Here is a 19,094-nt window from a genome sequence, read left to right as displayed (position 1 = left end):
GTTAAACGTCTTTATACAATACCTTGGCATTGCGCTGATAGTTGTAAGCGCTTTTCATCGGTTCGGGCAAATCGTCGATTTCGCACGGCGCAAAACCGCGCTCGACGAACCAATGCACGGTTTGCGTGGAACGTACGAACAAGCGGCGAATAGTTTCGGATTTGGCTTTGTTGCTTAGATAGTCCAACAAGCTGTTGCCGCGCGCGCCTTTTTGATAATCGGCATGCACTGCCAGACAAGCAATCTCCGCACTGTTGCCGTCGGCCATCACATGAAACGCCGTGCAACCAATGATCAAGCCATCACGCTCAATGACTATATAGTCGCCAATTTCCATCTCCAGCTTTTCCCGCGAACGCTTGACCAGGATGCCTTGCTGCTCCAAGGGTTTGATCAACTCCATAATGCCGCCGATGTCGTCCAATGTCGCTGCCCGTATAGTTTCGAAGGCGTTAGAGCTGATCAGCGTACCAATACCGTCGCGGGTAAACAGTTCCAGGAGTAAGGCGCCGTCCACATGCCGATTGATCAAGTGCGCGCGCTGAACGCCTTTTTCGCAGCTTTGCATCGCGGCGCGCAAGGAGCGAGCGACTTCATCCGGAACAGTTGGTGTCTCTTGCAATAGTGCTGAAACCTGAGCCGTGGTGAGCTGTTGGATGGGGTGATTATCGCCAGGCGATACGCAATTTTGTTCGGTCAACAAAATCAACTTTTCGGCTTGCAAGGCGATGGCGACTTCGGTTGCCACTTCCTCGGCCGACAGATTAAAGATTTCGCCGCTGGGCGAATAACCGATAGGTGAAATCAGCACCACATTGTGTTGATCTAATTGTTGATGGATGGCTTGGGCGTCTATGCGCCGCACCTTGCCGGTGTGGCAATAGTCGATGCCATCCAGTACGCCCAAGGGTTTGGCCGTAACGAAATTGCCGGACGCGACACGTATTTTGGCGCCGGCCATCGGCGAGCCGGACACACCCATCGATAACAGGGCCTCAATTTCCACCCGTACCAGACCTGCGGCCTGCTTGACGTATTGCAGCGTGGTGGCATCGGTAATCCGCAAATGGTGGTGAAACTGCGGTGTGTTGCCATGCCCGGTGACTTGTTCGTCGATCTGCGGGCGAATGCCGTGCACCAGCACCAGCCTGACACCCAGGCTTCTCAGCAACGCGAAGTCGTGAATCAGATTGTCGAAATCCGGCTCCGTTACCGCATTGCCGCCGAAAAAAATCACAAAGGTGCGGTTGCGATGGGCGTGGATGTAGGGCGATGAATTTCTGAACCAATTAACGAAAGTTGATTGATGTTCCATGGAGTGTTTACGAATCGGTTGCGGGGTTGCTGGCTGCTTAGTGTAACTTTGCCAGCGTTAAAACCCAATCAGGGCTGGTTATTTGGTTTTTTTCCAACGGCTGGCCACATAATCCAGCGCTTCTTGAATGTTCAGGTCCCGAGTGCCGCCGCCGGTTCGCACGAAGAATTTGGGGGTGTTGCTCTGCGTCAGAAACACGGGTCGGTGTGAGGGGGAGACAATAACCCGGCAGACATCACGGTCGGCCAATTTATGAAAAAGCACGTGGATCAGCGGGCACAAGTCGGCCCCCAGATTGCTGGAGATCGCAGTCATCAAGGTTTGCTCGAAACCGTCTTGGTCGGGTTTTTTTAGGGTCTGAAAATCGGCCTCAAGGCCAATTATCTCACCGTTGTCGGCCACGCCGATCAGCAAGGTCCCGCCAACCGGACTGTTAAAGAAACCGGCCAGCGTTTTCATAATCACGCCTTCCAGGGCCCTATTGACCCGCTGCTCCTGAATATCCCAGCGCAGCGATGATTTAAACTCCAGCAACGGTCCTTCGCCTTGGCGGATGATGGTTGGTAAATCTTTTTCCAGCTCGACTTTCAACGCATCCAAAGCGACCAACCGCTTGTGCAGTATCTGATAAAAACCCAGCGACAGCAGACCCAGTATTGCGCCGATTTCGGCATAGAACAGAATCAGGTTGTTCTGATTAATTTGGCCGGTCATTACCTCTTTGAACTGGCTCAATACGAATTCGATAGAGGACAGCGGGTCAGAGTTGCGCTCGCGCGAGCTGATGTAATCGTAACTGGGCGCCAATAAAAATATTCCCATGCCGGCGCCTATCCAGCCGGCTATGAAATAGATTTTCAGCTTTTGTTTCCAGATATAGAGCAGTTGGAAGAGGAAGCGTTTCATTCCTGGGATAATGCTAAAAACATAGCATTGAGGCGGAAGTAAGAAAAATTAATTTGAACTTTGCCATTCTGTGTAGACCCTGGTTAATTTCTCCATATCCCTGTCACAGGCTAGCAATTCAAGTTGGTAATGTTGGGCTGTTATAAAGTGCAGAAAATCGATGGCAGCACATTTTCCTTTTAAGCTGATTCCTTTCGATTGGCTATATCTAGAAAGTTGGATGGCTTTGTCGTAGATTTCTTGCGTAATATCTAAAATCCCAAAGCTTTCGAAGATGGTTTTAAGTTGTTGAAAATTTTTACTGTTAGTCAGCTTAACAGTCCGCAATGTTTCCAAATAAACCAGTCGGTTAACGAATATTTCGCTTTCTTCGTCTTCAAGTATCGGTTTCAGTTTTTCGATTGCATCGGGTTTCTTTTTTTCGTAGGCATCGATAATCAAGTTGGTGTCGATGAAATACTTCATTAGCCTTCCTCTTGTAAATTATTTACAAGATCCAACAGCGCTGTTTTGGCCTTTTTTTGTTTCTCTTTATCGACATGATTGATTTTTTCTTTGTTAAGATCGACATTGAAGAATTCTTTCACAATGTCGGTTAAAAAATAGCTTTCAATATTGGCTACTGCTTTGGTTTTGACGAAATTTCCATCTCGAATCATCTCGTAGCCTTCGCCGTTTTTTAAGCCTGACAATACTAAAGGCGAGTGAGTGGAAATGAAGAAAGTGGTGTTCGGAAAAAACTCGCGTAGAACGCCGATAATTTTAGTTTGCCAACTGATATGCAAATGGGGTTCGATTTCGTCAATAAAAACGATGCCGTCTACTTCATTAAGATTGGCTTGGTCTGTCCAACCGCTAAAGCCTGCAACAATTTCCTGAAAGATTTTAATTATCGAAATAAAACCGGTAGAGAGCTTATCGAGTGGAGTATCGTTAATCAACAATTGCCCTTCGTAAAACATCAGTTTTAAAGATGAGCCGCCATCTTCGCGCCGATTGACTAAATCGAGCCCGGGCTCCAATCTATCCATAAGTTGAAGAACAGTCACGGCTTCCTGTTCCTTGTTTTGGTTTTTTACAACGAAATTTGGGTTAATGATCAGACGGGAAGCAAACCAATCGGCGATTTCCTGTTGTTCCAAACCATCACCATTCAGATAACTTAGCGTGCGTTCAAAGCTATCGGTAAAGCGGTGCTGCTTGTCCGGCAGAATTTTTATATTGCTACTGTCGATATTTTTCGAAAAGCCGCGATTCTTCGCGCCTATGAATACAATCGGTTTGTCGCAAACGAACGGAGTGTGGCCGTTGATATTGGGAATGCGTCCGAAACTAGTAAATCCCCAGTTTTGATGGGTCTTGTCTTTGATTTTAAAATTGTTTACTTCGAGTTCGAGAGGAAGTTTTAGATCGTATTCTTTTAATTTGTTGTATATGTGATTTTGACCGAAAAAATTCGCATACTTATAGCTTTTGTTTTTGGAAAACATGGCGTGCGAATAAATAAGAGATTTCGCCATGTTTTCCAGAAGCTGAGTTTTACCTATGCCGTTTTTCCCGATAAAACAGTAAATCTGTTTGTTTGCTTCCAGGGCTATATCAAAATCGAATCCTACGCCTAATCCTTCGGTTTTAAATGAGGTGATCATGATCTTCTTCCTAAAGCCCGATTAGAACAATTATGCCTGAATATAGATTAAGTATGCCGGGATAAGCTCAGTTTCTAGTCTGGAGAATTCATTCAATTCGCTTATTGTTCTTCCAGTTTAGCTAAATCCCGCACCGCACCCTTGTCGGCGGATGTGGCAAAAAAAGCATAGGCTTTCAGCGCCACTGACACTTTGCGTGGACGTGGCTTGGCTGGTTTCCAGCCTATTTGGTCTTGTTCGGCACGGCGCTGGGCCAGTTCCTCGTCAGATAACAAGACATTGATCGAGCGATTCGGAATATCGATACGAATACGGTCGCCATTTTTTACCAAACCAATCGCGCCACCAGCTGCCGCTTCCGGTGAGCAGTGGCCAATCGACAAGCCGGAGGTGCCGCCGGAAAAACGGCCGTCGGTCAATAGCGCGCAAGCCTTGCCCAAGCCTTTGGACTTGATGTAACTGGTTGGGTAGAGCATTTCCTGCATGCCAGGGCCGCCTTTGGGGCCTTCGTAACGCACCACCACCACATCGCCGGCTTTGACTTTGTTATTGAGGATGTTTTCTACCGCTTCATCTTGTGATTCCACGACATGAGCATTGCCTTCAAATACCAGTAGGCTGTCATCGACGCCGGCGGTTTTGATCACGCAGCCATCCACAGCGATATTGCCGTGCAATACCGCCAACCCGCCTTCCTGGCTGAAGGCATGGTCAATGGAGCGGATACAGCCTGCGGCACGATCAGTGTCCAGGCTGGGCCAACGGGTGTTCTGACTAAACGCTACCTGAGTCGGGATACCGGCGGGGCCAGCCATATAAAAAGTTTTTACGGCATCGTCGGGGTTGGCGGTAATGTCCCATTGTGCCAGGGCATCGCCGAGAGTCTTGGCGTGCACGGTCGGCACGTCGGTATGCAGCTTACCGGCCCGGTTCAACTCGGCCAGAATCGCCATGATGCCGCCAGCGCGATGCACGTCTTCGATATGATATTTGTCGGTGTTGGGCGCGACCTTGCACAATTGCGGCACCACTCTGGACATGCGATCAATATCCGCCATGGTGAAATCGATGCCGGCTTCTTGAGCAATCGCCAATAGATGCAAGATGGTGTTAGTGGAGCCGCCCATGGCAATGTCCAGGGCAATCGCATTTTCAAAGGCTTTAAAACCCACCGCGCGCGGCAGCACCGATGCGTCATTTTGCTCGTAATATTGTTTGGCCAGTTCGACGATACGGCGACCGGCTTGTTTGAACAATTGTTCGCGATCGGCATGGGTGGCTAACATGGTACCGTTGCCCGGCAACGACAAACCCAGCGCTTCGGTCAGGCAGTTCATCGAATTGGCGGTGAACATGCCGGAGCAGGAGCCGCAGGTCGGGCAGGCCGAGCGTTCGACAGCAGCCAGGTCTGTGTCAGATACTTTGCTGTCTGCGGCCATGACCATGGCGTCCACCAAGTCCAGCCTCTTGATGTCCGCGCTTTCCGCCAACCTTACTTTACCGGCTTCCATCGGGCCGCCGGAGACAAAGATCACCGGAATATTGATGCGCATAGCCGCCATCAACATGCCCGGGGTGATTTTGTCGCAGTTGGATATACAGACAATTGCATCGGCGCAATGCGCATTCACCATGTACTCGACGCTGTCGGCAATCAAATCGCGGCTGGGCAGGCTATACAACATGCCGTCGTGACCCATGGCAATGCCGTCGTCTACCGCGATGGTGTTGAATTCCTTGGCGACGCCGCCGGCCAGTTCAATCTCGCGCGCCACCAATTGACCAAGATCTTTTAAATGTACGTGGCCCGGCACGAACTGAGTGAAAGAATTGGCTACTGCGATAATCGGTTTATTGAAATCGCCGTCTTTCATGCCGGTGGCGCGCCACAATGCGCGCGCGCCAGCCATATTGCGGCCTTGAGTGGTGGTATGAGAACGGTATGCAGGCATGGTGATTCCAGATGAAAGCAAAAGCGGCGCTTAAACTGCCGCGGGAAAGGGCGTCATTTGAAGCAGGGCGGTCCTGCGGCTAATTCGTTTAAAACTAAAAACTATCCCAGCCGCTGGAACGGCGGCGCCAGCTGAGTTTGGGCAGAATAAAGCCCAGCAATACGCCGAATAAAGCCAAGCCGCCGCCGTACAAAAACCAGTCCTGGTTACTGCTGTCGGTCAATGCCTGATTTTCGCGTTTTAATTGTTGTAGTTCGCGCTCGACGGAGATGACGCGCTCCTGCAATTGGTCGCGCTGTTGTTTGAGTTGTATTGCATTGGCGGCGGTTTGCTGAAGTTCGCTAAGGTCGGCGCTGAGCTTATCGCGTTCTTTGCCAATTTCCTGGCTGTTGGCTTGTCCGGCTTTAAGTTGTTTGTTTTCTTCCTGCAGCGCTTCGAGTTTTTTGCTGACGGCTTCCAGTTGATTGCGGGCGCTGGGTTCGCCGGTCAGGTAGCGGCTGAGAATGAAGCCCTCCGCGCCGCTGCTGGTTTGTATATAGGTATAGCCGTTTTCGGTACTTTCTTGCAATACGCTGACTGGGATGCCGTTTTCCAACATTTTGACGATCTTGGTTCGCTCACTTTCGCCGCTGCGCAACGGCACCTCAACTTTGTCGGTGACGTAGGCGGTTCTTGCCACGGCAAGCGGGCTAATCAGCAGACAGGCAAACAGGTAGGCAAAAGTTTTTTTCACAGTATCACTCTTCGTTCGGCGTAAAGAAAGCGGCGATTCTAGCGAAATTATCGGCAGATGAGAAATTCCAGTAGCGCTTTCTGAGCGTGCAGGCGATTCTCGGCTTCGGGAAATATCACGCTTTGTGGGCCGTCGATGACCTCGGCTGTCACTTCTTCGCCGCGATGTGCCGGCAGGCAGTGCATGAACAGCGCATCGGTTTTGGCGGCAGTCATGGTTTTGCTGTTGACCTGAAAATCCTTAAATACGAATTCGCGTTTTTTTTGTTCCTCTTCCTGTCCCATGCTAGCCCAGACATCGGTTACTACTAAATCGGCTTGCTGTGCGGCTTGCTCCGGCGTATTGAAAAACGCCACTCTATGTCCGGCGGCATCGACGATACTTTGCTGCGGACGGTAATCGACAGGGCAGGCGATGTTCAATTTAAAGTCGAATTGGCGAGCCGCATTGATATAGGAATGGCACATATTATTGCCGTCGCCGATCCAGGCTACGGTTTTGCCGGCGATGTCGCCGCGCAGTTCGAAATAGGTTTGCATATCGGCTAGCAATTGACACGGGTGCAGCAAATCGGTCAGGCCGTTGATGACGGGTACTCGCGAGTGCTTGGCAAAGGTGGTGACCGTTTCGTGATTGTTGGTGCGCAGCATAATACAGTCCACCATGCTGGAGATCACCTTGGCGCTATCTTCCAGGGGTTCGCCGCGGCCGAGTTGCGTGTCTCTGGGTGATAGAAACAGGGCGCTGCCGCCGAATTGGGCCATGCCTGCTTCGAAGGAGATACGGGTGCGGGTCGAGGATTTTTCGAAAATCATCGCCAGCACTTTACCTTTGAAGGGCTGATAGTCCGGGGTGCGATGCAATTTGAGCTGAATGGCCCGTTGAATCAGGTTGTGTAGTTCGGCGCTGGACAAATCCAGCAGACTGATGAAGTGTCTGGGTTGCATGGTTATTGTCTGCAAAATGCCTGAATGAGCGCTGTCAGGGTGTCTGTCAGCGTTGATATTTGCGCGTCGTCGATGATTAGCGGCGGCAGCAAACGGATAGTGTTGTCGGCAGTGACGTTGATTAATAAGCCTTCCGCCAAGGCTTTTCCGACCAATTCGCCGCAAGGCCGATCCAGTTCAATGCCTATCATCAAACCTTTATGGCGAATATCGACGATATGCGGGGTGTCTGCCAGTGCGTTTTTGAAGCGCTGGAAAATTTGTTCGCCTTTTGATTGCGCATCGGCGATCAAGGTGCTGGTTGATAAAGTTTCCAGTACCGCTAAGGCCGCGCTGCACGCCAGTGGATTGCCGCCAAACGTCGAGCCGTGATTGCCGGCTTGTAACACGTCCGCTGCTTTGCCGCGCGCCAGGCAAGCGCCAATCGGCACGCCGTTACCCAAGGCTTTAGCCATCGTACATACATCCGGCAGGATGCCGTTATGTTGATAAGCCAGAAAGCGCCCGGTACGGCCGGCGCCGGTTTGAATTTCGTCCAGCATCATCAGCAGATTGTGCCGATCACATAGTGCGCGAATTTGGTTTAAGTAATCCGCCGCCGGAATATTCACCCCGCCTTCGCCTTGCACCGGTTCAACCAGGATCGCGACGATGTTTTTATCGGCGGCGAGAGCTGCTTCGATAGCCGACATGTCGTTATACGGCACATGAGTAAACCCGGCCAACAGCGGCGCGAAGCCTTGCTTGATCTTGGTGTTGCCGGTGGCGCTCAGCGTGCCCATAGTCCGGCCATGGAAGCTTTTTTCCATGGTCAACACTACTGGGTTTTCAACGCCTTGCTGGTGGCCGTATTTGCGGGCGATTTTTATCGCCGCTTCGTTGGCTTCGGCGCCGGAATTGCTGAAAAACACATTATCCATGCCGCTTAGCTCGATCAGTCTATCGGCCAGTTGCGACTGCAACTCTACGCCGTAAAGATTGGAGGTATGCAGCAAGGTTTTGCTTTGCCGGCAGAGCGCTTCATGCACGGCCGGATGGGCGTGGCCGAGGTTGCACACGGCAATGCCGGCGACCGAGTCGAGATAGCGGCGTCCATCGGTATCCCACAACCACGCGCCTTCGCCGCGTGTAAAAGTGACCGACTGGCGGGCATAGGTAGGCATGATGTGACTGGTCATTGTGCTAAGACTCTGAAAGTGTTTTGAAAAACGCTATTCGCTCGAAAAAAGCGCGCGATTATATTTTTTTCATCCCGCGTACGCAATAAATACTTTTCCTCAAAATCCGGTGTTTTGCCGTATGTCCGCAGCAATAGTCGAGCGATTTGCCGGAAATTTTCGCGTGTCTGGGCGTTTGTTATAAATCTGTAACATTGATGCTTTAAATTCTCGCAAATTAAGTTGTTTCGACCGGTTTGAGTTTGCCGGCGATTAATCACAAAGGACTTGCGTTGAACGACAACGAACATCTTTTAGACGATAAAAAACACATCGTTTCGATCCGGTTGAACAATTCCGACCGGATTGCCGTGCGTGCCATGGCCGCTCGGCTGTTTGTGCGTGAGTCGGAATTGTACCGGTTTGCGGTCTACCATTTGCTGAATCGTTTACACAAGCTGCATGAAGACTCGTGTGTCGGTAGCGATTTGTTACCGTTATTCATCGAGTTTAAGGACGAGCTCAACACGCATTTGGGCTTAAAAAAGCATCAGCTATTCAAGATTTTTAACGGCAAGAACCCCGATCCGGAAAAATTCGTATCAATGGCCGATATTGAGCTGTTGTTATTGCCGCAACACGCGGTGCGTCAGCGCTTGCAACAAATGAACGAGGCTGCCGGGCAGCGCAGAGCCGACACCAACGCCTGGCTTTTGGAATATTTGAAGGATAAATATCACTTCAGCGTGTATGACGCGGATACGGAGTTGCCGTTTCTGGATGCGCTGGCGCTGGAAAATAGATAAATCGTCAGTCATTCAGCTATCTCGGCCGTCATCGGTTCGGCGGAAGCTGGGAATTTGCCAAATGTTCTCTAGCACAGTGTGTCTGCGAATGTGTATGGCTGGACAGTAATAGGGCGTTTTAGCTATGCTCAGCAAACTTAATTGTTTTGTTGCGCGGAGGCGGCATGTCATTGACCCCATCTTTGTTTCCGGAATTGATTCAAGCGTTGATTGAGACCATTGATGCGCATGCCGAAGAAGTAACCGAACTGGATCAAGCGATAGGCGACGGCGACCATGTGTTTAATTTACAGCGTGGTTTGCAGGCCTTACGCGAGCATGCCGGTGAGATAGCGACACTCGACTGGGTGGCGGCTTGGCAGAAAATCGGTATGACGGTGATGGCTGCTGTCGGCGGTGCTTCCGGCTCTTTGTATGCGACTTTGTTTATCGCGCTGGCAAAGAATGCTAAGGACAAGCTTATCGATCTTGCTGGGTTTTCTGATGCATTTTTGCAGGCAGTCGAGGCTGTGAAGCAACGCGGCAAGTCTGATGTTGGTGAGAAGACCATGCTGGATGTACTAGTGCCGGTCGCCAAGGCGTTGCGGGAGCATGCGGCTGCGGGTAAGCCGCTGGCCGAGATTTTGGATAGCCTAAGCCTGGTGGCGGCAGAAGGCGTGGAAGCCACTCGCGAAATGTTGGCTACCAAGGGCCGCGCCTCGTTTCTGGGCGAGCGCAGCAAAGGCCATATCGATGCCGGTGCCAAGACTGCGCAGTTGATGATCGCGGCGATTGCCGAGGTGTTGAAAAACGCCCAGGTTCAACCCGCTTAGATTGTTGCCTGCTTCAACAACCCCAGCGCAACGCAGCGGTATTCACCGGCGCATCCCAAAAACCCAGCATTTCTTTGTCCAGCAGCGTCAGCGTTAGCGAACAACCTGCCATATCCAGTGACGTAGTAAAGTTGCCTACCAGAGAGCGCTGGACGGTCAGGCCGCGTTCGCTGAAATATTGCCAGGCCAATTCGTAAATCAAATGTAGCTCTATCAATGGTGTGGCGCCGAAGCCGTTCACATGCAGCAACACGGCTTGGCCGGCGGCGGGTTGCAATTCATCGAAAATATGTCCGGCTAATTGGTCGACAATTTCGCTGGCGCTCACCAGCTTCTTTGTCTCGCGGCCGCGTTCGCCGTGGATGCCGACACCTAACTCGATTTCGTCGTCGGCAATAGCAAAAGTTGGATGGCCCAAGGCCGGCACCGTACAACTGGTCAAGGCGACACCCATCGAGGCGGTTGCTTGATTGACCCGTTCGCCCAGTGCCTTGCAGGTGGCTAAGTCAGCGCCGTTTTCAGCGGCGGCGCCGACGATTTTCTCGACGATGGTGGTGCCGGCCACGCCTCTACGGCCGATGCTGTGGGTTTTGGGTAAGGAGATGTCGTCGTCAATCAAAACGCTGGCGTTGGGCAGGTCCAGCATCTCGGCGGCCATTTCAAAATTCATCACATCACCGGCATAATTTTTAACTATAAACAGCACGCCAGCGCCGCCGTCCATGGCTTGCGCCGCGGCCAGCATCTGGTCCGGCGTTGGTGAAGTAAATACCTGTCCGGGGCAGGCGGCATCCAGCATGCCGACGCCGACGAAGCCGCTGTGCAGCGGTTCATGACCTGAGCCGCCGCCGGAAATCAGCGCGACTTTGCCGGTTTTACGCACGTTGCGATATACAAATCGCGGCTCAGGATTGAATTGCACGATGTCGGCATGGGCTTTGGCAAAGCCCTGCAGGCTGGTTTGCAGTAAGGTGTCCGGGCTGTCGATAAATTTTTTCATGATTCGCCTCCGCTGTTAGGGCGTGGAATGAGCTTAGAGTTTGCTGTGGCGCAAGCTTTCGGTGATGTCGCGTATGTCCGGCATAATCCAGGTTGGACCGAAATCCGCTGCAGCGACATCTTGTTCGGTGGATACGCCGCTGAGCACCATCAGGCTGCGGATACCGGTGCGCACTGCGCCGAGAATGTCGGTATCCAGCCGATCGCCGATAGCGACAGTATAGGCGGGGTCGACATTCAGCAGGCTCAATGCTTGTCGATAAATGATAGGCTCCGGCTTGCCGATAATCATTGGTTTGATGCCGGTGGAAGCGGTCAAGCCTGCCAGAATGGCGCCGTTGCCGTGGGTTTCGCCGCGTTCGGTCGGTAGCGAAAGGTCACCGTTGGTGCCGATGAAGTGCGCGCCGGCTCGCAGATTCAGGGTGGCGGTGGCCAGTTTGTCCCAGCTTAATTCTCTGTCCATGCCGCAAACAACCAGATGCGCGCGCTGTTCGGGCTCGGTCTCGTAAAGTCCGGTAAGTTTAAAGCCCAAATCCAGCAGCGGTTGCCGGGCACCGATGCCGCCGATCACAAATACGCGAGTAGTCTGTGGGTCGTAGCGTTCGGACAAATATAGCGCGGTGGCCATGCCAGAAGTCAGAATCTCGTTCAGTGCGATTGTTACGCCCATTTTTGCCAGCTTATCGACATACTGTTCCGCTGTCAGGCTGGCGTTATTGGTGGCCAGGATGAAGGGTAGCTTTAGTTCGCGCAGAGTCTGAAAAAAATCTACGAGTCCGGCTTGAGCTCGGTCGCCGTGCCAAAGTACGCCATCCATATCGATGATCAGGGCGTGGATGTCGGTGAAAGCTTGCATAAACGGTCTCGGTTGCTTGGGTTGTTTAAATGGGGTTTGTGTCTGCAAAGTCTGATATTTGGCGCTAAAAATGTCAGGAATTTGCGGTGCGGAAGAATTGCATACATCACCGCCTGCTGTCCAGTTAGCCGGGATTGGTGGTATTTTCCTTGACTAATTGTTTGTAACCTAGTTTAATGCGCGGCTCTTGACGCCCAGGTAGCTCAGTCGGTAGAGCAGAGGACTGAAAATCCTCGTGTCGACAGTTCGATTCTGTCCCTGGGCACCATTCTGGTTTTAGGTTAAGTCGCTGCCCAGGTAGCTCAGTCGGTAGAGCAGAGGACTGAAAATCCTCGTGTCGACAGTTCGATTCTGTCCCTGGGCACCACCTGAACAAATATTCCCCTCGCAATAGCGTTTGATCGGCTAGAGTCTCTCAAATCCAAGATTTTCCTTGTTTCAGTCGGTAAGTAGCTGACGAATAGCGGCTCGGTTCAATGCCATACCTTTGGACGATTTCGATGGTGAGCGAGTCTGCGGGCTCTGTCTCCTGTGTCATCCTTGTAAATTTCGGTGTGAATACAATTCTGTCGAGAGTGCAGGTTTCAGGATTTAGCCAAGTACTTGTAGGGTGGCGTGGAATGTCGATTTACATCCTTGAAAGATATGGTTATAATTCGGCTTTTAATTTTTCGCCGCAGTTTTTGAGGCGGTAAATTGTTTCCTGATAAGCGTGGTTTTTTGAGATTATTGTCTCGATAAACGAGTGAGTTCTCCTCAATGCTGTTTCAGGCGTGGTTTTGCTAAGAAAGCCCCTTTCAGGGGTTTTTTCTTTTGTGGGCTTTCGAAAAACGCGAAGCCCACGGGTTTTGGTTGTTTATGGAAGAGCCTGAGGCTCTTTTTTTTTGGGTTTGAAAAGGTGAGGCGTTAATGAAACAGGCTCCTGAACATTTGGTGGAATTGATCGAGCCAATTGTGGAAGGTCTTGGCTATGAGTGTGTGGGGATAGAGTACAACCCGCATCCGACACACGGCATGTTGCGCATTTATATCGACAGCGACAATGGGATATTGCTGGACGATTGCACCAAGGTTAGCCACCAGATTAGCGGGGTGCTGGATGTCGAAGATCCGATTCAAGGTGAATACCATCTGGAAGTATCCTCGCCGGGTGCGGATCGGCCGTTTTTCAAACTCAGCCAATTTCAACGTTTTTTGGGGAGCACTGTGCTGGTGAGCTTATTCAAGCCCATCGATAAACGCCGCAAAATTACCGGCCAGATCAAGGTGGTCGAAGACGATGCCATTCTGGTACAGGAAGGTGAGCAGTTGTTAAAAATCCCGTTTCAGGCAATGAGCAAGGCACGCTTGGTGCCGGATTACATAATCAATAAAGGAGGTCGCAGTGGCAAATAAAGAAATTTTATTGGTGGCAGATGTTTTTGCTAACGAAAAAGAAATAGACAAGGAAATTATCTTTCAGGCCATTGAATCCGCTTTGGAAGCGGCGACTGTCAAGCGTTACGAAAATCCAATTAAAGCTAGAGTAGCCATTGATCGGCATACTGGTGATTACTTGACTTATCGGCGGTGGTTGGTCGTCGATGCGAATCCCGAGATTAACGGCGACGTCGAACATCCTGGCTGGCAGGTGTTGCTGGAAGTTGCGCAATTCGATAATCCTAATATTCAAGTCGGCGACTACGTAGAAGAAGAAATCGAATCGGTCGATTTTTGCCGGATTGCCGCGCAGACTGCCAAGCAAGTCATTATTCAAAAAGTTCGCGAAGCCGAGCGCAAGAAAATTGTCGAAGCCTATCAGGACCGGGTTGGCGAGTTGGTCACCGGTGTTGTCAAACGCTTGGAGAAAGGCAGTGTTTACCTGGATTTGGGTGGTCATGTCGAAGCCTATATTGCCCGGGAAGATATGATCCCGAAAGAGCCGGTTAGAATGGGTGATAGGGTGCGTGGCTATTTGAAAGCCGTACGTTCCGAGCCACGCGGTCCGCAGCTGTTTGTTAGCCGTACCGCGCCGGAATTATTGATTGCGCTGTTTCGTTTGGAAGTACCGGAAGTCGGTGAAGGTTTGATTGATATTTTGGCGGCGGCTCGCGATCCCGGTTCCCGCGCAAAAATCGCTGTCAGAGCCAACGATCCGCGCCTGGACCCCGTTGGTGCTTGTGTCGGTATGCGTGGCTCCAGGGTTCAAGCCATCTCTAATGAATTGGCGGGCGAGCGGGTCGATATTATTTTATGGAACAGCAACGACGCGCAATTCGTGATTAATGCCATGTCGCCGGCCGAAATTCAATCGATTGTGGTCGACGAAGATAAGCACAGCATGGACGTGGCGGTGGCTACCGACAGTTTGTCGCAAGCCATCGGTCGTGGCGGCCAAAACGTGCGTCTGGCTACCGAATTGACCGGTTGGGAATTAAACATTCAAGATGCTGCGCAAGTAGATAAAAACCACGACGAAGCTGCCGCCAAATCCAAACAGCAGTTCATGGAGTTGTTGGATGTCGATGAAGAAATCGCCAGTATTTTGGTTGATGTGGGATTGAATAACATTGAGGAAATTGCGTACATCCCCGTCGACGAAATGCTGGAAATCGAAGGCTTCGACGAAGAGTTGGTGGAAGCTTTGCGCACTCGCGCCAAGGATGCTTTGTTAATCAGTGCTATCGCATCCGAAGAAAAAATTGAAACCGCCGTGCCTAGCGAGGAATTGTTGAGCATGGATGGGATGGACGAAGAGTTGGCGCACCAAATGGCGGCCAAGGGCATTGTGACTTTGGACGATTTGGCGGAGCAGGCGATAGACGACATTATCGAATTTACCGGCATGACCGAGGAGCGTGCTGGTAAACTAATCATGAAAGCCCGCGAATCTTGGTTCGCAGAGGATAAGGGCTGAGGCAGGAGGATACTATGAGCGATAAAACAGTACAGGAATTGGCAGAGGTTGTTGGCATCCCTTTGGAGCGTTTTATAGAACAATTGAAGGAAGCCGGCTTGACCGCCAGCGCGCCCGATGATGTGATAAACGACGAAGAGAAAGTCAAATTACTCGCGCATTTGCGCAAGCGCCACGGCAAGTCGGACGCCGATCAGGAAGCCGCCGCCCCCAAACGCATTACTTTGAAACGCAGTACCAAAACCGAATTAAGACAATCCTCACCGCCGGGTACAGCTGTGAAAACCGTCAGTGTCGAGGTGCGCAAGCAAAAGACTTATATCAAGCGCAGCGATGCGTCCTCTGTTAACGACGAGCTAAGACAGGCCGAATTAGCCAAACAAGCTTTGGACGAACAGAGACGGCAACAAGCTATCGAAGAAGAAAAGCGTAAGCAATTGCACGAACAGAAGGCTGTTCAGTCTGCCGCAGAAGAGCAAGTGTTGGTCAGCGCGGAAATTGCTCAGTCGGTTGATGCGTCCGCGCCGGCTGTGATGGTGAGTGCGGAACCGGTTGCTGCAGAGCAGCAGGTGACCGAGGCGTTGCCGGTTGTTGCCGAAGCGCAGCCTGAGCGGGTCGCTAAGGCTGAAGCACCCGCGACGATTGTGGCGCCGGAGCTGACCGAAGAGCAGCGTCTGGAAAAAGAAAAGAAAGAAAGGCTGGAAGCTGCGGTGCAAAGAACCGCGGAAAAAGTCAAACAAAAAGCCGAAGCCAAGCAGCAACAAACCACGCTGCATAAGAAAAAAGCCGAATTCAAGCCCACCCGCGGCCCGTCTACCGATGGCGATATTGGCGGCGGCGGTGATGCCGCGCGTCGCGGCGGCAAAGGCAAAAAAGGCAAGGCGCCATCGCGTCGGGAAAAACCTGAATTCGAGATCGATGTCAATCAGGCTAGACATAAGTTTGAGAAGCCGGTTGCGCCGACTGTGTATGACGTCACCATTCCGGAAACCATCGTGGTTTCGGATTTGGCTGCAAAAATGAACATCAAGGCTGCCGAAGTTATCAAGCATTTGATGAAGCTTGGCATCATGTCCACGATCAATCAAACCATCGACCAAGAAACGGCGGTGATTTTGGTTGAGGAAATGGGCCACAAAGCCATCATGCAGAGCGAAGATGACTTTGAACAGGAAATGCTGGCCGAGGTGCAAGGTGATAGCGACGAACGTAAGGTTCAATTACGCGCGCCTATTGTCACCATCATGGGCCACGTTGACCACGGTAAAACCTCTTTGCTGGATTACATCCGCAAAACCCGGGTTGCTGCCGGCGAAGCGGGCGGGATTACCCAACACATTGGTGCTTACCAGGTTAAAACCGACCACGGTGCGGTCACATTTCTGGATACGCCAGGCCATGCCGCGTTTACCGCGATGCGGGCGCGTGGTGCGGAAGTAACAGACATCGTGATCGTAGTGGTGGCTGCTGACGACGGTGTGATGCCGCAAACCAGAGAAGCCATCGATCATGCGCGCGCCGCGAATGTGCCCATCATCGTGGCCTTGAACAAAATCGATAAACCGGAAGCGAATCCGGACCGCGTCATGCAAGAACTGGCCAACTTGAATGTGGTGCCGGAAGAGTGGGGCGGCGATGTGCAATTCCTGAGGGTATCGGCGAAAGTGGGTACCGGTATTGATGAATTGATCGAAGCGCTGATCGTTCAGGCGGAAGTGCTGGAATTGAAAGCGCCGGTCGATGGCATCGCCTCCGGTATTTGTATCGAATCGCGTCTGGATAGAGGCCGCGGCGCGGTGGCGACGATATTGATTCAAAAAGGTACGTTGAGCAAAGGCGAGTTCGTCCTCTGCGGTCACGAATATGGCCGGATAAGAGCAATGTTCGACGAAAACGCCCACGCTATTAAGTCGGCTGGGCCTAGTATGCCTGTGGAGATTCTTGGCTTGTCCGGTACCCCGGATGCGGGTGATGAATTCCTGGTGGTTCAGAATGAACGGGTTGCTAGAGAGCTTGCCGCTCACCGGGAAGACCGTAAACGCTCCAGTCGTCACGCGGCGCAACATGCGTCGAAATTGGACGATGTGTTCTCGCGGATGTCAGCCGGCGAAACGTCCACGCTTAACGTCGTTATCAAAACCGACGTGCAAGGTAGTTTGGAAGCCTTGCGTGAGTCTTTGGTAGGCTTGTCCACCGAAGAGGTGCAAGTCAAATGCATCTATGGTGGTGTTGGTGGCATCAACGAAGGCGATGCTAACTTGGCATTGGCTTCCAGCGCGATCTTGATCGGTTTCAATGTGCGTGCCGATGCGGTTGCCCGGAAATTGATCGAAGAAAAAGACATCGATCTGCATTACTACAGCATCATCTACGAAGCGATCGACGAAGTGAAACGCGCGATCAGCGGTATGTTGGCACCGGAGATCCAGGAAAAAATCGTCGGTCTGGCCGAAGTACGGGACGTATTCCGTTCGCCGAAATTCGGTGCGGTGGCCGGTTGTATGGTTATCGACGGCTTCGTCAAACGCAACCTGCCGATTCGCGTATTGCGCAACAATGTGGTGATTTACGAAGGTCAGCTGGAATCCTTGCGCCGCTTCAAAGACGATGTCAATGAAGTGAAAATGGGCATGGAATGCGGTATCGGCGTGAAAAACTACAACGATGTGCAAAACGGCGATCAGATCGAAGTGTTTGAACGTATCGAAGTCAGACGGGAAATCTAATGGCAAGAGAGTTTGGCCGCAGTCAGCGGGTTGCATCGGAAATGCAGAAAGAGTTGGCGTCGATTTTACAGCGTGATGTCGATGACAGCCGCTTGGGTTTTGTGACGATTAACGACGTCGAATTGTCCAAGGATTTGGCGGTCGCCAAGATATTCGTGACGGTGTTGGATGCCGAAGATGATGCCGCTAAGCGCGCGAATGTGAAGGTGTTGAACGAAATCTCGCCGTTTATCCGGCATGAGCTTGCCAGGCGTATGCGTTTACGGCATATCTCGGAGCTGCATTTTTACTATGACCACTCCTTCGACACCGGGATGCGTGTCGCCGAGTTACTGGGCGATTTGCATCACGACGAAGTTAAGGATGCTGGTATTGCGCCGGAAGCTGGGGCCGATAAACCGCAACAGGACGATTGATGGCAAAACGTAAGTCGGGGCGCGATGTGCATGGCATCGTGCTGCTCGACAAACGTTTGGGCGCATCGTCCAATCAGGCCTTGCAGGAAGTCAGGCGATTGTTTAATGCCAACAAGGCCGGGCATACCGGGGCGCTGGATCCTCTTGCGACCGGTTTGTTACCCTTGTGCTTCGGTGAGGCGACCAAGGTCTCGGCATTGATGCTGGATGACGATAAGCGTTATCAGGTAACGATACAACTGGGCGTGATGACCGATACCGGCGATAGCGAAGGTAAAATCGTCGCCGAAATGCCGGTGCCAGCCCTGGATGGCGTGCAGTTGCAAGCTTGTTTGCAGCATTTCACCGGGCCGATTGAGCAGGTGCCGCCGATGTATTCGGCGCTCAAGCATCAAGGCAAGAAGTTGTACGAGTTGGCTAGGGAAGGCAAAACCGTGGACCGTCAGCCCAGGGCCATCACTATTTATGAATTGCAGCTGTTAAATTTCGATGCCGAATTGGGGCAATTGACGCTGGATGTATTTTGCTCTAAGGGTACTTATATTCGTTCGCTGGCCGAAGATATTGGTCACAGGTTAGGGACCTGCGGCACGGTAACTGCGTTACGCCGAACTAAGGCGGGTATTTTCGATCTTGATCAGGCTTATACCTTGCAGCAGTTGCAGGCTATGGGCTTTGCAGAATTGCAGAATACCTTAATCGAACTGGATGTACCCCTGAAGGCGATCCCGGAGGTATCTTTGTCTACTGAGCAGGCCGAAAAAATCAAGCTGGGTCAGCGCATAGCCTTTAACGGCGGTATGGCCGGCCAGGTCAGAATATACTCGCCGCAGGCCTTTTTGGGGTTGGGAGAAATCCTATTGGATGGTAAACTAGCGCCGAAAAAACTATTTCATTTGGAAGATCAAACAACTTGATTTTCCG

Annotated in this window: 17 protein-coding genes and 2 tRNA genes; 9 read left to right on the top strand and 10 right to left on the bottom strand. The window is 51.6% G+C overall.

Annotated elements, in window-relative coordinates:
* Nucleotide 1: 1 nt before the first annotated feature.
* From argA to ACMXD4_RS15915, 8 genes are all read right to left on the bottom strand, one after another.
* Complete coding sequence (gene argA, locus ACMXD4_RS15950; protein ID WP_033157359.1) at nt 2-1,315, bottom strand: amino-acid N-acetyltransferase; 1,314 nt, start codon at nt 1,313-1,315, stop codon at nt 2-4.
* Between the two features lie 78 nt (nt 1,316-1,393).
* Nucleotides 1,394-2,221 carry a helix-turn-helix domain-containing protein gene (locus tag ACMXD4_RS15945; RefSeq protein WP_033157360.1) on the bottom strand — a complete coding sequence of 276 codons (828 nt, stop codon included), beginning with the start codon at nt 2,219-2,221 and terminating at the stop codon, nt 1,394-1,396.
* Between the two features lie 48 nt (nt 2,222-2,269).
* On the bottom strand, nt 2,270-2,686 hold the full coding sequence (locus tag ACMXD4_RS15940) for a PIN domain-containing protein (protein ID WP_415878729.1): 417 nt from the start codon (nt 2,684-2,686) through the stop codon (nt 2,270-2,272).
* Complete coding sequence (locus ACMXD4_RS15935; RefSeq protein ID WP_033157362.1) at nt 2,686-3,870, bottom strand: AAA family ATPase; 1,185 nt, start codon at nt 3,868-3,870, stop codon at nt 2,686-2,688. The genes ACMXD4_RS15940 and ACMXD4_RS15935 overlap by 1 nt, the downstream gene beginning before the upstream one ends.
* Nucleotides 3,871-3,971: 101 nt before the next feature.
* On the bottom strand, nt 3,972-5,822 hold the full coding sequence (gene ilvD, locus ACMXD4_RS15930; RefSeq protein ID WP_415878728.1) for a dihydroxy-acid dehydratase: 1,851 nt from the start codon (nt 5,820-5,822) through the stop codon (nt 3,972-3,974).
* A 94-nt stretch (nt 5,823-5,916) separates the two neighbouring features.
* Complete coding sequence (locus ACMXD4_RS15925) at nt 5,917-6,555, bottom strand: TIGR04211 family SH3 domain-containing protein (RefSeq protein ID WP_415878727.1); 639 nt, start codon at nt 6,553-6,555, stop codon at nt 5,917-5,919.
* A gap of 47 nt (nt 6,556-6,602) precedes the next feature.
* The gene (gene argF / locus ACMXD4_RS15920) at nt 6,603-7,502 is read right to left on the bottom strand and encodes an ornithine carbamoyltransferase (protein ID WP_415878726.1); all 900 of its coding nucleotides are present in this window, start codon (nt 7,500-7,502) and stop codon (nt 6,603-6,605) included.
* A gap of 2 nt (nt 7,503-7,504) precedes the next feature.
* Nucleotides 7,505-8,680, bottom strand: a complete 1,176-nt coding sequence (locus ACMXD4_RS15915) for an acetylornithine transaminase (protein WP_319960563.1) — start codon at nt 8,678-8,680, stop codon at nt 7,505-7,507.
* 272 nt (nt 8,681-8,952) lie between these two features.
* On the opposite strand from ACMXD4_RS15915, the gene ACMXD4_RS15910 reads away from it, so the two are divergent.
* Both ACMXD4_RS15910 and dhaL read left to right on the top strand, forming a co-directional pair.
* The gene (locus tag ACMXD4_RS15910; protein WP_225893059.1) at nt 8,953-9,465 is read left to right on the top strand and encodes a hypothetical protein; all 513 of its coding nucleotides are present in this window, start codon (nt 8,953-8,955) and stop codon (nt 9,463-9,465) included.
* A gap of 164 nt (nt 9,466-9,629) precedes the next feature.
* A complete protein-coding gene (gene dhaL / locus ACMXD4_RS15905) occupies nt 9,630-10,277 on the top strand; it encodes a dihydroxyacetone kinase subunit DhaL (RefSeq protein WP_415878725.1) in 648 nt (215 codons plus the stop codon).
* Between the two features lie 13 nt (nt 10,278-10,290).
* Here the strand turns inward: dhaL and dhaK are convergent, their stop codons facing one another.
* Nucleotides 10,291-11,277, bottom strand: coding sequence for a dihydroxyacetone kinase subunit DhaK (gene dhaK, locus ACMXD4_RS15900; protein WP_415878724.1), 987 nt, complete (start codon nt 11,275-11,277; stop codon nt 10,291-10,293).
* 33 nt (nt 11,278-11,310) lie between these two features.
* Entirely contained in the window at nt 11,311-12,132 is an 822-nt protein-coding gene (locus ACMXD4_RS15895) for an HAD-IIA family hydrolase (RefSeq protein WP_415878723.1), read from the bottom strand.
* Nucleotides 12,133-12,324: 192 nt separating this feature from the next.
* On the opposite strand from ACMXD4_RS15895, the gene ACMXD4_RS15890 reads away from it, so the two are divergent.
* The 7 genes from ACMXD4_RS15890 (at nt 12,325) to truB (ending at nt 19,087) form a co-directional block, all read left to right on the top strand.
* A tRNA-Phe gene (locus ACMXD4_RS15890) sits at nt 12,325-12,400 on the top strand.
* Between the two features lie 23 nt (nt 12,401-12,423).
* Nucleotides 12,424-12,499, top strand: a tRNA-Phe gene (locus tag ACMXD4_RS15885).
* Between the two features lie 542 nt (nt 12,500-13,041).
* Nucleotides 13,042-13,527: a ribosome maturation factor RimP gene (gene rimP / locus ACMXD4_RS15880; RefSeq protein ID WP_319960559.1), complete on the top strand. Its 486-nt coding sequence runs from the start codon at nt 13,042-13,044 to the stop codon at nt 13,525-13,527.
* Nucleotides 13,517-15,028 carry a transcription termination factor NusA gene (nusA, locus tag ACMXD4_RS15875; protein WP_319960558.1) on the top strand — a complete coding sequence of 504 codons (1,512 nt, stop codon included), beginning with the start codon at nt 13,517-13,519 and terminating at the stop codon, nt 15,026-15,028. Before rimP ends, nusA begins: the two co-directional genes overlap by 11 nt.
* 14 nt (nt 15,029-15,042) lie before the next feature.
* Entirely contained in the window at nt 15,043-17,754 is a 2,712-nt protein-coding gene (gene infB, locus ACMXD4_RS15870) for a translation initiation factor IF-2 (protein WP_415878722.1), read from the top strand.
* Nucleotides 17,754-18,170, top strand: a complete 417-nt coding sequence (rbfA, locus tag ACMXD4_RS15865) for a 30S ribosome-binding factor RbfA (RefSeq protein ID WP_415878721.1) — start codon at nt 17,754-17,756, stop codon at nt 18,168-18,170. Before infB ends, rbfA begins: the two co-directional genes overlap by 1 nt.
* Complete coding sequence (gene truB, locus ACMXD4_RS15860; protein WP_415878720.1) at nt 18,170-19,087, top strand: tRNA pseudouridine(55) synthase TruB; 918 nt, start codon at nt 18,170-18,172, stop codon at nt 19,085-19,087. Before rbfA ends, truB begins: the two co-directional genes overlap by 1 nt.
* The last annotated feature ends 7 nt before the right edge of the window (nt 19,088-19,094 follow it).

This window comes from Methylomonas sp. TEB (assembly GCF_047777895.1).
Classification (GTDB): domain Bacteria; phylum Pseudomonadota; class Gammaproteobacteria; order Methylococcales; family Methylomonadaceae; genus Methylomonas.
Note: the sequence above shows the minus strand (reverse complement) of the source record. Positions and strands in the feature narration are given on the sequence as shown.

Bases quoted from the DNA above. Each gene is read 5' to 3' on its own strand.
- dhaK (WP_415878724.1), bottom strand. From the start codon at position 11,277: ATGAAAAAATTTATCGACAGCCCGGACACCTTACTGCAAACCAGCCTG.
- ACMXD4_RS15895 (WP_415878723.1), bottom strand. From the start codon at position 12,132: ATGCAAGCTTTCACCGACATCCACGCCCTGATCATCGATATGGATGGC.
- ACMXD4_RS15945 (WP_033157360.1), bottom strand. From the start codon at position 2,221: ATGAAACGCTTCCTCTTCCAACTGCTCTATATCTGGAAACAAAAGCTG.
- ACMXD4_RS15940 (WP_415878729.1), bottom strand. From the start codon at position 2,686: ATGAAGTATTTCATCGACACCAACTTGATTATCGATGCCTACGAAAAA.
- infB (WP_415878722.1), top strand. From the start codon at position 15,043: ATGAGCGATAAAACAGTACAGGAATTGGCAGAGGTTGTTGGCATCCCT.
- rimP (WP_319960559.1), top strand. From the start codon at position 13,042: ATGAAACAGGCTCCTGAACATTTGGTGGAATTGATCGAGCCAATTGTG.
- dhaL (WP_415878725.1), top strand. From the start codon at position 9,630: ATGTCATTGACCCCATCTTTGTTTCCGGAATTGATTCAAGCGTTGATT.
- ACMXD4_RS15935 (WP_033157362.1), bottom strand. From the start codon at position 3,870: ATGATCACCTCATTTAAAACCGAAGGATTAGGCGTAGGATTCGATTTT.
- ACMXD4_RS15915 (WP_319960563.1), bottom strand. From the start codon at position 8,680: ATGACCAGTCACATCATGCCTACCTATGCCCGCCAGTCGGTCACTTTT.
- rbfA (WP_415878721.1), top strand. From the start codon at position 17,754: ATGGCAAGAGAGTTTGGCCGCAGTCAGCGGGTTGCATCGGAAATGCAG.
- argF (WP_415878726.1), bottom strand. From the start codon at position 7,502: ATGCAACCCAGACACTTCATCAGTCTGCTGGATTTGTCCAGCGCCGAA.
- ilvD (WP_415878728.1), bottom strand. From the start codon at position 5,822: ATGCCTGCATACCGTTCTCATACCACCACTCAAGGCCGCAATATGGCT.
- truB (WP_415878720.1), top strand. From the start codon at position 18,170: ATGGCAAAACGTAAGTCGGGGCGCGATGTGCATGGCATCGTGCTGCTC.
- argA (WP_033157359.1), bottom strand. From the start codon at position 1,315: ATGGAACATCAATCAACTTTCGTTAATTGGTTCAGAAATTCATCGCCC.